The organism is Grimontia sedimenti (assembly GCF_011045095.1).
Taxonomy (GTDB): Bacteria; Pseudomonadota; Gammaproteobacteria; order Enterobacterales; family Vibrionaceae; genus Enterovibrio; species Enterovibrio sedimenti.
Genome location: NZ_JAALDL010000001.1, coordinates 474676 through 486703 on the forward strand (window position 1 = coordinate 474676; position 12028 = coordinate 486703).

Below are 12028 nucleotides of genomic sequence, written 5' to 3' on the forward strand. Positions count from 1 at the left end.
CGTAAATTTGGTCGATTGGTGACATAGTCAATTGACTAGGGCCTGTTGACCTTTGATATAAAGAGAGAAAGGAAGGAAATGATGGTAACTCTCGAGTTTCTAATAACTTCTTTAGTTGTTGTGCTAATTCCCGGAACCGGTGTGCTTTATACCGTTTCAACCGGATTGTTTCTTGGCTCTAGAGCAACCATCTGGGCATCTTTAGGCTGCACAGTGGGTATTGTTCCTTCCATGCTTGCCAGTATCACCGGTCTTGCCATCATTCTACATACCAGTGCATTGGCTTTTCAGATCGTGAAATACGTTGGGGTGGCTTATCTGCTTTACCTTGCCTGGACTATGTGGCGTTCGAGCAGTGCTTTGTCGCTTAGCGAAGAAAAAGAGCCAATGAGCATGTTGGGTGTGGCGATTAAAGGTTGCCTGATGAACATTCTCAACCCGAAGCTGACGATTTTCTTTATGGCATTCTTACCACAGTTTGTTCCCGCTCAAGCGGTGTCTCCAACCACCAACATGTTGGTATTGGGAAGCATCTTTATGGCGATGACATTTGTGGTTTTTCTGATGTACGGCGCCCTCGCCGCTTTAGTTCGCGATTACATCATCAATTCAGAACGTTTAACGGTGGCGTTGCAAAGAGTATTCGCTGGCAGCTTTGCCGTTTTGGGGTTAAAGCTAGCATTTTCTGATAGAACCAACTGATATCCAAAAGAATCAAAGGAGAAAGCCCCGGATTTCCAGGGCTTTCTTTATGTACTTTCGCCTAAAATCGTTTGAGCAACCGGCCCATCAAAGACGGATGGTAATCCCAAGTGTGGTCGAACATTTCCATCAACTTAGGGTTTCCATATTTGGAAAGATTGATGGCGTGAAAGCGGTTGTGTTGCTGCTTCAACGCATCTACTTTGTCCTGTACTTCTTTTGGCTGTACCGGGGCGATGAAATCCGAAATCACAACCAAATCAGCGTTGCGGTATTTATCTGTTCCCATCAAATCTATCGAATGAGTTAAAACAGGTTCAAGATCCGTCCCGCCATGGAAAGAATATGAGAGGAAATTCAATGCTTCTTTTAACCCCTCCTCGCCCGTTAACTCATAAGCAATGTGGTCGGTGGAGAAAATCATCACAGAGCAATCTCGGTCTTCCTGAACGGCTATTTGCATCAGCGCATACGCCATGGCTTTTGCACACTGCTCAGGGAAGCCACTCATAGAACCGGAAGCATCCACACAAATCAGGAAAGGCCCCTTTTCTATCTCTACCTGTTTGTTTTCCGGCTTGAAGGATTTCACTTTCCGCAGGGTGCGTTGCATCCCTTGCATGCGATAAGTCAAAAGACGTTTATCTGCAAAGTGCTTGTAGAAAAGGATTTCGAGCGCGGGTTCAGCCAAATAAATGGTTTCATTCGGCACGATTTTCTCTAAGTTATCGCTCTGGTGAATACCAACAATATCATCAGCTACGCTGTCGTCAGGTTCCTCGACCAGCTTCAACTCTTCCGCTGGAGAACGGTGCAGCGAAGGGTCATCAACGTCATTCGCCATACGACCTAGCTTTTCCGCGATCTCCTGAAGATCTTTATTCTCTTTTAGAAACGCGACAAAACGTTTGAGCAGCTCTACATCCGTTTGTGTCACCTTCGAAGATGCCAAATCCCACAGGCGGCCAACTTTTTCAATGGCGCCATGCTCCTGAACGTTCTCCAGCGTTTTGTAGGTTTCGATGCGCTGGTAGAGCTCTTTCAGCAACTTATCCTTATGTGCTTCCAGTTCTTTTTGTTGTGCATCTTGAATAGCACTGGCCAGATGCTCATACCACTTATTGCAAAAGTACGCCTGAAACATCGGTGTTTCTTTCGCGATGTTCTTCTCTAACATACGGCGCGCTTCGAGATAAAAGCTCGATTTACCCTCGAGCTTTTTAATCATAGATTTCGCATTCGTGGTGAAGTCTTGCTGAGAGAGAGAGACAGCATTCTGATAAAGCTGTATCTCTTGTTTCAGATCGTTAGTAATACAATCTGTGCTGAGACGACGTTTAACCGAGTGACGCCATTTGCGAATGTGCTGGCGCACCGCGGATTTCGCAGACGGACTGGCTTCTGTCATCACCAGAAGTTGGGGCTTGGCCATCACCTCAGTGACAGCGTGCTCAAGCATGCCGGTTTCCGCCAGCATCATGCCAAGATGGAGGCTTTCTGGACTTACCATAGCTCCTCCTTACTCAAAGTATTCGGTTAACATGCGCGTTCGGAACGCGCCTTTCTCAAATTTGGTGGTTTGACGCTGCAGCGTTTCTTCCGCATCGGTAATGCTGTTTGCCAGAAGTTCGAGTAATTCAGAGTTGGCAAAGTGATGAGGTAAAGCAGCGTTAATTTGTGTTCGGGCAACCCGAATTAAGTGTTTCGCCTCTTCAATTTTAGCAATAGAAGCTTCATTGCGCGTTTGCCACTCAGTAAAGGTATTTGGGTCATTGTCGTCGATACCAGCAATGGCAACAGGAACAGGACGGTTTGCAATGTCTTTGATCACGAGACGATGCTCGCCGTCGACATCAAACTTCAACATGCAGAGATTAGGGTTTTTATTAACGTAACCGTAAACGTCACACGCACCATTTTTAATTTTCTTTTCAAATTCATTGGCGTCGACATACACCCATCGGCTGTCACCCTTCTCTTTTTCAGACACAGAAGGATTGGTATCCAACATCACGAACTTCACCAGATTGTTCGCCATGTTGACTGAATAGCGGCGCGCACCGGCTAAATCAATCCGGTTCTTTTCCTTTCGCATTGAAAGTTCGGTTTCTGCCGTGTGGCCGAGTACATCTTTGATTTCTTCTGCCAATTCCCGACTGTCTTCATTCGCCTCGTCAGCAATCGCCAACGCTTCTTGCTGGTTAAAGCAAATCTCCTGAGCGAAACGGCGCATCACTTGCGTGACCACATTGCGTGATTCTGGGCTGTGCCATAAGCACTCCTGCAGGAGTAAAAGATCGACGGGATTGACGTCATGTCGGCCGTTAAAAAATGCACTCGCTTTAAGCAAACGTACCGCTTTTTTCCAACGACGATCAGAAATATACAGCTCTTCTGATGGGAAGTTATTCCCTTCTTCTTCCGCTTCTCTCTCCAGAAGCATTTTTAGGGCGTAGATTTTCTCGAACACATCATCAGACAGCGAAACGTTATCGATCTGACGCTGCCATTGCTCATATTCATGGGCTTTGATGGAAATATCACTGCCGATGGAAATCTCAGTCTCGCCGCTGTCACCCGTCAGCAGACGCTTGAAGTTACTTTTTTCCTGAATACGGTTGACGAAAATGCGTACCAGCATACGGTCATAAAGCGCGTCTAAGCCGCTGTCTGGCTCAGGCAGCTCATTCGAAGCGGTTACCAAAAGGCGCATCGGAACTGGCAGTACTTCACTACCATTGCGGAAAACCCGCTCATTAACAACAGTCAGTAAGGTGTTCAATATGGCAGGGCCCGCTTTCCAAATCTCATCCAGAAACACCACGTCTGCGGTGGGTAAGTAGCCTTCTGTTAAACGCACATACTTACCGTTGTCTTTGAGCTCCTGAATAGAAAGAGGACCAAACACCTCTTCAGGCGTTGAAAAGCGGGTCATCAGGTACTCGAAAAACTGACTGTCATCAAACGCTTCAATCAGGCGTTTTGCGATATAGCTTTTCGCTATCCCCGGAGGCCCCAGTAAAAAAACACTTTCACCACTGAGTGCAGCAAGCAGACAAAGGCGAATAGTGTTCTCCCTCTCGTAAACACCATTTGAAAGGGCATGTACAAGTTTTTGAATACGCTCTGGGAGTAAGACATTGTTTGTCGTCATAGCAATTTGATTCGCCACGTTGCTGCTCCATTTATACTAATCAACAACATGACTCCATTCATATCACGTTGTTAACACTTTGTAACCATTAATATCTGCTTACATCTTGTATACCATCTCAAGTTTGACCCCTTCTACCTTTCAATCTTAGTTTTCATTTTTGTTGCATGGAAATTACGCAACACATGTCGAGTTTTACACCGTTTCATTAATACCCAAACAAGAATTCCTTTATCGCAGACATAAAAAGCCCCCGCATTGGCGAGGGCTGTTATCAAACATTGCGTTAGTCTTTCACAACGGGTAACGCAGTATGACTGCCCCACTCACTCCAGGAACCATCATAAACTGTGACTTTCCTGCCTAACGCCCATTCCGCTGCGAGCGCAAAGGTACAGGCGGTAACCCCCGAACCACAGGAAGATACATTGGGCAAATCGTCAGAAAGGACGGGCAACAACAACTCAGTCAGATCCTCTTTTGACTTGAACTTGCCGTTCTCCGTCAAAGTAGAAAAAGGTAAGTTCTTAGCACCAGGCATATGTCCACTTCGCACACCGGGTCTAGGTTCAGTGACGCTGCCAGAAAAGCGGTCTGCAGGTCGGACATCAATCACATTAAGCGTTCCTGCTTCAATGCCAGATAGCAACGCGTTGGCATCAATCACGCCTTCTCTATCAAGACTCGCCCGATATACTTCTGGCTCCAGTGATGTAGGCGCATCTTTGACGATCTCGCCGCCAATGGCCTCCCAGACTGGCATGCCACCATCAAGCAAGGCGACATGCTCATGTCCCATCACTTTAAACATCCACCATACGCGCGGGGCTGAGAAGATACCTGCAGTGTCATAAACAACGATGTGATCATCATTACTTATACCTAGCGCTCCCGCTGCCTTTTCAAATTGTTCTTCTGAAGGCAGCATATGCGGGAGTGAAGAAGACTTATCGTAAATCTCGCCATCAAAGTCGAAATACACCGCGCCGGGAATACGCTTCGTGAACCATTCCGATTTGGCGTTTCTGTCTGTACCTGGCATGAACCAACTGGCATCCACCAGCTTTAACTTTGGTGAACTCAGGTTATCTCTTAACCACTCCGCACTCACCAGCACTTCATTTCTCTGTAGCAAGTCACTCTCCTTATATCTCACCGTCGTAAGACCCTAACGAATGGTATAGCATGAGCCAAGTCGCTATTAAATATTAAAAAGGACAATATGTTGTCACGCAGATTATTTGGCGCTGCAATTTTTGCTTTTCCACTATTATGCGCCCCGGTACAAGCTGCTTCCGTGTCTTTTTCTCTCGATAATGATGGGGCTCTGGGAACAGACAGAGATTACACCAGTGGTCTTTTCCTGCGTTGGTCTTCTGACCCGGGTGTGATCGGTTATAGTCTGGAAATTGGTTCTCAGATGTGGACGCCTTCAGATATCGAGCTCACTACCCCTCAGCCAAATGAGCGCCCCTATGCGGGATTAGTCTACGGTATGGGACGTGTCTACCACCAAACCGACTTTTACGCGGTTAAAGGGAGTTTGATGTTAGGTACCGTTGGGCCAGACTCCTATGCTGAAGAAGCTCAGTCCATTGTTCACGAAATTGTGGGCTCTCCAGATCCTAAAGGCTGGGCATACCAAATTGATAACGAATTCGTTTATCAGGCAGGTCTTGAGGCGCACCAGCTCATCGCCAGAGGACACATTGGCGAATTTAGCGTATTTGGTCGCGGTCAGGGAGGTAACTTTCAAAGCGAAGTAGCTATTGGCGGCACATACAGGATCGGATTTGATCTATCGAATACCTTTGGCTCAACATCTCTGTTGCCGGGTAACGCCGTCGATGTCGGACTTCTAAGCCATAGCGACAACGGTATGTTCTTCTTTACCTCTGTCGAAGCCCGATACCGTTTTGATGACATTACGATTGAAGGTGACAAGCCGCCCGAAAATGATGATGTCCACGTTGAGCACGTGCAGGCCGGCGTAACCGGTGGGGTGACTTGGTATTCACGGCATTGGGGGGCCGTGGCTTCCGTCACCGCCCACTCCAAACAGTATGAAGAAGCGTCGCGCAACCATAGCGCCTACGCCAATTTCACACTTTTCTATCGCTACTGATTAAGGCAGTACGAAGATAAAGGGCAGGATTTCCTGCCCTTTTGCTTGTGATACCCAAATAACCTGAAGATGCAGGATTCAGGTTGATTGGGTATATAACCCTAACTCTTTAACGACCATTTCTAACAGATAGGTTTCTCGTTCAATCGACAAGCCTTGCTTATCGCTGGTTGCGATTGTTTCCTTGTTGTGGGCTATCGCTTCATGGATATTTACCCAAAGCGGTCGCATACCATTTTTTACTTCGTAATCTTCCAGCGAAACTTCACCAAGCTCATCGTCAATGTCACACCAAAAGCAATAAGACATCATATGAACCACATCAAAGTCCGGTTTGTGCCAGGGACGAAACTCCTCATAAGCACCAAACGCTCGTATGTTGCGAATATTCTGAGCACCCGTTTCCTCGCTGAGTTCACGAACCAACCCTTCTACTTCGTTTTCGTGCTCATCAATCCCCCCGCCAGGAAGTGAATAATCATGATATCGCTCGGTGAAAAGAAGAAGGATCTTGTCCTCTTTTACTACAATGGCTCGGGCGGCGCGTCGATGAAAGACAGATTTATCCTCAAGAGGAAGTACTTCGGGGTGGTAACTGGTTTTTAGAATATTCATAGATAGCAAGTGGACTCGCGGCGTTTTGACCTTTTCGAAGACACGCACTCTAACGGGAACAGATAATCAGAGCAAATAAATGGCTATCATCCAATTGATCAAGAGATGCGAGCCACATAAAGCTTTTTTGCTGCTGACAATCGAGTCAATTATTGCTTTTGACGACTGACCTCTTAAAATACAGAAAACCTTAAATGTGAAATCTGGTTAGACCACTTAAACATGAGTCGCAATGGGTAAAAGAAGCACGTTTCTGAACGTTTAATCTTTAATATTCATTACGTTATGACACCAGATAACGCTGACACTCAGGGATGAAAGAAAGTCCGACATGCATGGATGTAAATTATTGCGACATTTGAGTCTCACGATTAAGCCTTAAACTCGTATTTTGTATATAGTTATATTCATCAATAACGCCTTTTTCCTGTCACTTTTTCAACACGGTGTCGGTTAAACCAGTGAGAAACGACCACGAATGATTTTTAACGGAGCAAACATCAATGCTGCAGAAAGTCGCCATTGATAACGTTGAGATCGGCATGTATGTCGAGCAAATTGAATCTCAACTCGCCCGCACAAAGATGAAAAAGCCGGGTTTCATCCGACGACAGGAAACCATTGAAAACCTGCGCGAAAAGGGTGTGCTTTTTGTTTATATCGACGCCGACCAAATTACTTCTGACGAAGACATTCAGTACCGCGAAACCAAAGTAGGTAAGCACTCATCCGTTAAAGGCAATGACGAGTTCGGTGCTGCAAAAGAACTCGTAGACAAATCAAAGAAGCAATTGAGCAAGCTACTCAACGATGTCTATGAGAACAAACCCGTCGACATTGAACCCGTCAAGCAAGTCAGTTCCGATATCGTAGAAAACATTTTCGAGCGCCGAGACGCGGTGCTTTGGATTAGCGGCATACGTGAAAAAAGCGCCTACCTGCTGGAGCATTCAATGAATGTGGCCTTCCATTTGGTGAACTTTGGCCGCTACCTGGAACTTGATCGTCAAACGCTGGAAGAGCTCGCTATTGGTGGGCTTGTACACGATATCGGCAAAATTCTGGTTCGTGATGAAGTCTTGAACAAGCCGGGCAAGCTTAGCGACGAAGAGTTTCTTCACATGAAGGAGCACCAAACACTGTCGCAGCCCGTTTTGGATAGCATGATTGATTTGCCGAAGCTCAGTAGAGACGTTAGCTTGATGCACCACGAAAAGATTGACGGTAACGGCTACCCCAATGGACTCAAGGGCGATGAACTCACGTTGATTGGGCGCATGTCCTGTATTGTCGATATTTATGATGCCCTAACCGCAGAGCGTTGTTACAAGCCAGCGCTATCACCGTCAGAGGCGTTCAAGATTATGATAGGTCTGACGCCTTTCCATCTCGACCCAGATCTTCTCAAAAAATTCATCCGTTGTATTGGCTTCTACCCTATCGGATCAGTTGTCGAACTCAGTAACGGTCGGGTGGGATTGGTGTGCAAAGAAAATCCAGATGACTTGATGACCCCAACGGTGAAAATGTTCTATTCCGCGAAAACGGAATCCTTCCGTGAAGTCGAGTACATCGACCTCAAGAAGCGTCCCGACCTCAAAATTATACGCGGGCTGACCGAGGCAAAGCTAAAAACGGATTTTGCCGAATTCCGTTGATCGTTCCATTCTTCGCCAATCGCACCACTTCTCTTTTTTATTTCATGACCTAGCCGACAGTTTTTCTTATACTTGTCGGCTCTTTTACTTGTGGAACTGAAACAATGCGTATTTGTGCTGTCGATTTAAAAAGCAACGAAGCAAACATTTGCCTGCTGGAATCTAATCAAGGTCTGTTTGAGGTGCCTGATTGTCGCGCGCGAAAGTTCACGATCACTGACGCGGCAAGTGCCGAGCAGATCCGCAACTTCCAAAAGCAATTTGCTAAGCTGGTGGAAGACTACAAAATCGAAAAAATTGTTATCCGTGAACGCCCTACCAAAGGTAAATTCGCGGGCAGTGCAGTGGGCTTCAAAATGGAAGCAGCACTGCAACTCCTGGAAGGCGTAGAAGCGGAAGTGTTCAGTTCTTCTGAAATGAAAGCATCACTTAAGCGCAACCCTATCCAAGTTTCGCTGAAAGAAGTCGGTCTTAAGCAATTTCAGGAGCAAGCGTTCTTAACTGCCTGTTCTTACCTGAACAAATAATCCTCAGGGTCAACAGACCCTAAGAACTTCAAGGGCTGCAATCGCAGCCTTTTTGTTTTAGTTCAAACCTGATCGTCTATTCAGTTCCGTTTCTGGCTAATACCCTCCATTCATGATGATATGTTTATACCCAAGCTACCTGAAGATGCAGGAATCAGATTGAAATATGACGGACAATACAACTTACCAACAAGCCAGACTTTCCCGCGACGCACGCTTTGATGGCTTGTTCTTTACCGCTGTGGTCTCAACCGGTATCTACTGCCGTCCTATCTGCCCTGCACCGTCGCCAAAAGAAGAAAACGTTCGCTACTACGCCTCTGCAGTTGAAGCGGCAGCACAGGGCTTTCGACCTTGTCTTCGCTGTCGTCCAGACAGCGCTCCCGGTTCCCCAGCCTGGCTGGGGAAAGAAACCACATTTCGACGTGCACTGAACCTGATCCAGGAAGGCTACCTGCATGAACACAGTGTGCCTGAACTCGCGGAAAGACTGGGCGTTAGCGATCGATACCTTCGCAAACTCTTTACAGCTTCATTGGGCTGTTCGCCAAAGCAATACGCCCAGTACCAGCAAATCCTGTTTGCGAAAAAGCTCTTGCATGAAAGCCAGTGGTCAGTCGCTGATATTGCTTTTGCATCAGGGTTTAACAGCATTCGACGCTTCAACGACTGCTTTCAACAACAATTGTCGCTTTCACCCACTCAAGTGCGCCGTAAAGAGTTCAAAAGTCATGAAGCAATGACCCTCAGTATGAGTTTTCGACTCCCTACCACTGGGAGGCTTTTAAACGTTATATGACACCGCGGATCGTTCCCGGTCTTGAATGGCTAGGCGAAAATAGTTACGGCCGACGTTTTACTGTTCAGGAGCAACAAGGCCGTTTCACCGCCACACTAAAGCGAGATAAGAATGTTTTTGAGGTGGAAATTGATCTTGAAGATCCCAAACTGCTCTATCACGTAGTCAACCGCATTCGCCACTTGTTGGATTTGGACGCAAATCCAGAGGTGATTGATGAAGTAATGCGACTTGCCGCACCATCGCGCGATGCTAAAGGGCTGCGTATACCCGGATGCTGGAGCATGAAAGAAGCAGGGCTAAGAGCCTATTTGGGTGAACATATTGACCCCGTCAAAGACGCAACATTACCCATGAACAAGCCTTTCAATAAAGAAGACCAAGAACAAGCAGCTTTCATGGCGCATTGGTCGGCTATTTGTGAACGCTATAAACACGAACCATGGCCAGAAGCATCACCAACCCCTTACTTAAACGACGAACAATATACCTATGCACGCCTGCGGGGGTTGAGTCTCCCTGATTTGGCAGGTTTTGAAATAATTAGACAGAAGTCTGCACTTTCTGCGAAACCGTGGAGAAGCTATCTGGCATTGTCTGTCACAGATCATTTGGCTACAGAAAAAGAGAAAGCCATCGCGGGCAACGAATAAGGATATTTCATGAAACAGTACCGATATGAATACGACTCGCCACTTGGCACCATTACCCTTACCGCTTCAGATAAAGGGCTGACTTCCCTTTCGCTGCCAGAATACAAATACGACATTCCGGTCTCTGATGAAGAAATCATCGCCCGTGAACCTTTCGAAGCCGCTCTTTCCCAGCTGGAAAAATACTTTGCCGGGGAAGCCGTCAAATTTAATGTGCCTTTGGATCTATTGGGTACTGACTTTCAATGTGAAGTGTGGGAGGCATTACAATCCATTCCGGCGGGAGAAACCCGAAGCTATGGAGAATTGGCTCAAGACGTTGGCAGACCCAAAGCCTCCCGCGCTGTCGGTGCTGCAAATGGTCAGAACCCTGTAGCGATTATTGTTCCCTGTCATCGCGTTATTGGAAAGAACGGAAAGCTGACAGGATACGCAGGAGGACTGGATGCCAAGGCCTGGCTGCTAAAGCATGAACAGGCCATGGCGAAGTAGCTTAACTCGCTGCCACCAGCACACGTTGAGCCAGTAATTTGATAAACCGAAGGGGCGTAATGCGGTAACCCAAGTGAAGATAAAACCCATGCGCCTCCTCACGACTGATATGACTTGTTACTTCAATGCGATGGCAATTTTGTTTCTTAAGATATGTTTCAGCATGTTCGAGTAACTGCTTGCCAATACTCATGTCTCGAAAGTTTTCATCAATGACCATGGATGAAATTCTTCCCCAAGGCATATCATCGTGAACCACATCAACGGTATGCACGGCAATAAAACCCACTACCATGTCGCATAGCTCAGCCACAAACAGTGCATCCCGTGGCTGGGTCATGATCTTTTCTAAGCGATGCTCGGTGCCTTCGAGTTCAGAAGGGTAGCCAAGGGTATGGCAGAGCGCATTAATGCGCTCTGCATCTTCCAATGTTGCCGGACGAATAATCATCTCCAGCTCCTTTTACTGGTTGTTTGCAGTGGGCATTGCATCTGACACAGAACGCAGGCTCACGCGGCGGTCAAAGAAGTAACCTTCGCGGTCACCTTCTTTTTCCAATGCCAGTTGATGACCAAATGCGGTTTGAGCCAACTGCGAAGGAGCTACACCCTGCTCCACCAAGTAGTCATAGACAGCCTGAACACGCTGCTGCGAGAGTTTCAGGTTGTATTCTTCATCACCACGCACATCGGCATGTCCTTCCAAATCCCACTGCACATCAGGTTGCTGGCGCATCAAAGCCGCCACTTCATCGAGCTGTAACCGGAAGTGTGGCTCAATTTCTGATGAATTAGTGCGAAATTGAATATCCATCGCCAATTCCATTGCGATTTCTTTCTCGTTCATTTCGGCTTTGAGTTTTGCCAGTTCGATTTCGTTTTCCGCATATAGGGAGCGATAGGTTTCTAATTGCGCGTTTTGTTCGCTGATGTCTGCAATCACATTCGCCTGCTGTTCGTTTTGCTCATCGATACTCACCACCTGGCCTATTAAACCACCTACAACTGCACCAGCGATAGCTCCAACAGGACCACCAATCACCGCCCCCAATGCCGCACCGCCACCAAAGCCAATCATTTCCGTTGTTTGGTCGCGCTCTGCGTTCAGCGTTTGGTCTGCCGCATACGCCGTAGAGACAGTCATAGGGATAACCAGAGAGATTGCAGCCAGCGTTTTATTCATCTTGTTCATTGTTATTTCCTCATCCATTTCAGGTTTTGAAGGGAGAACCCGTTCGTCGTTTCGATGAGGTCATTAAAACAAGGCAAAATGGCACTGGCTGGGAACAAAAAAGGCAATGCT

The 12028-nt window shown here is 46.9% G+C and carries 13 protein-coding genes; 7 read left to right on the top strand and 6 right to left on the bottom strand.

The annotated features are described in order from the left end of the window. Nucleotides 1–78 precede the first annotated feature (78 nt). Entirely contained in the window at nucleotides 79–702 is a 624-nt protein-coding gene (locus G5S52_RS02175) for a LysE family translocator (RefSeq protein ID WP_235956047.1), read from the top strand. 61 nt (nucleotides 703–763) lie between these two features. On the opposite strand, the gene viaA is transcribed toward G5S52_RS02175, so the two are convergent. The 3 genes from viaA to G5S52_RS02190 all read right to left on the bottom strand — a co-directional run bounded on the left by viaA (nucleotide 764) and on the right by G5S52_RS02190 (nucleotide 4991). Next, the gene (gene viaA / locus G5S52_RS02180; RefSeq protein ID WP_165011593.1) at nucleotides 764–2212 is read right to left on the bottom strand and encodes an ATPase RavA stimulator ViaA; all 1449 of its coding nucleotides are present in this window, start codon (nucleotides 2210–2212) and stop codon (nucleotides 764–766) included. A 9-nt stretch (nucleotides 2213–2221) separates the two neighbouring features. Further along, entirely contained in the window at nucleotides 2222–3856 is a 1635-nt protein-coding gene (locus tag G5S52_RS02185; RefSeq protein ID WP_205743755.1) for an AAA family ATPase, read from the bottom strand. A gap of 286 nt (nucleotides 3857–4142) precedes the next feature. Continuing rightward, nucleotides 4143–4991, bottom strand: a complete 849-nt coding sequence (locus tag G5S52_RS02190; protein WP_165011595.1) for a sulfurtransferase — start codon at nucleotides 4989–4991, stop codon at nucleotides 4143–4145. Between the two features lie 87 nt (nucleotides 4992–5078). Here G5S52_RS02190 and G5S52_RS02195 point away from each other — a divergent pair, with 87 nt between their 5' ends. Continuing rightward, nucleotides 5079–5981 carry a lipid A deacylase LpxR family protein gene (locus tag G5S52_RS02195; protein ID WP_165011596.1) on the top strand — a complete coding sequence of 301 codons (903 nt, stop codon included), beginning with the start codon at nucleotides 5079–5081 and terminating at the stop codon, nucleotides 5979–5981. Nucleotides 5982–6059: 78 nt separating this feature from the next. Here the strand turns inward: G5S52_RS02195 and G5S52_RS02200 are convergent, their stop codons facing one another. Continuing rightward, nucleotides 6060–6596 carry an NUDIX domain-containing protein gene (locus G5S52_RS02200; RefSeq protein WP_165011597.1) on the bottom strand — a complete coding sequence of 179 codons (537 nt, stop codon included), beginning with the start codon at nucleotides 6594–6596 and terminating at the stop codon, nucleotides 6060–6062. 503 nt (nucleotides 6597–7099) lie between these two features. On the opposite strand from G5S52_RS02200, the gene G5S52_RS02205 reads away from it, so the two are divergent. The 5 genes from G5S52_RS02205 (at nucleotide 7100) to G5S52_RS02220 (ending at nucleotide 10725) form a co-directional block, all read left to right on the top strand. After that, on the top strand, nucleotides 7100–8254 hold the full coding sequence (locus tag G5S52_RS02205) for an HD-GYP domain-containing protein (protein WP_165011598.1): 1155 nt from the start codon (nucleotides 7100–7102) through the stop codon (nucleotides 8252–8254). 104 nt (nucleotides 8255–8358) lie between these two features. Then, nucleotides 8359–8781: a DUF3010 family protein gene (locus tag G5S52_RS02210; RefSeq protein ID WP_046308234.1), complete on the top strand. Its 423-nt coding sequence runs from the start codon at nucleotides 8359–8361 to the stop codon at nucleotides 8779–8781. Between the two features lie 166 nt (nucleotides 8782–8947). Continuing rightward, nucleotides 8948–9580 (top strand): bifunctional transcriptional activator/DNA repair enzyme AdaA, encoded by a 633-nt coding sequence (locus G5S52_RS23710; protein WP_235956048.1) that lies wholly within the window; start codon nucleotides 8948–8950, stop codon nucleotides 9578–9580. Further along, on the top strand, nucleotides 9577–10233 hold the full coding sequence (locus tag G5S52_RS23715; protein ID WP_235956049.1) for an AlkA N-terminal domain-containing protein: 657 nt from the start codon (nucleotides 9577–9579) through the stop codon (nucleotides 10231–10233). The genes G5S52_RS23710 and G5S52_RS23715 overlap by 4 nt, the downstream gene beginning before the upstream one ends. A gap of 9 nt (nucleotides 10234–10242) precedes the next feature. Continuing rightward, complete coding sequence (locus tag G5S52_RS02220; RefSeq protein WP_165011599.1) at nucleotides 10243–10725, top strand: methylated-DNA--[protein]-cysteine S-methyltransferase; 483 nt, start codon at nucleotides 10243–10245, stop codon at nucleotides 10723–10725. A 1-nt stretch (nucleotide 10726) separates the two neighbouring features. Here the strand turns inward: G5S52_RS02220 and G5S52_RS02225 are convergent, their stop codons facing one another. Beyond that, a complete protein-coding gene (locus G5S52_RS02225; RefSeq protein ID WP_002535776.1) occupies nucleotides 10727–11176 on the bottom strand; it encodes a GNAT family N-acetyltransferase in 450 nt (149 codons plus the stop codon). A gap of 12 nt (nucleotides 11177–11188) precedes the next feature. Then, nucleotides 11189–11917: a sortase-associated OmpA-like protein PdsO gene (pdsO, locus tag G5S52_RS02230; RefSeq protein ID WP_165011600.1), complete on the bottom strand. Its 729-nt coding sequence runs from the start codon at nucleotides 11915–11917 to the stop codon at nucleotides 11189–11191. Nucleotides 11918–12028: the final 111 nt, after the last annotated feature.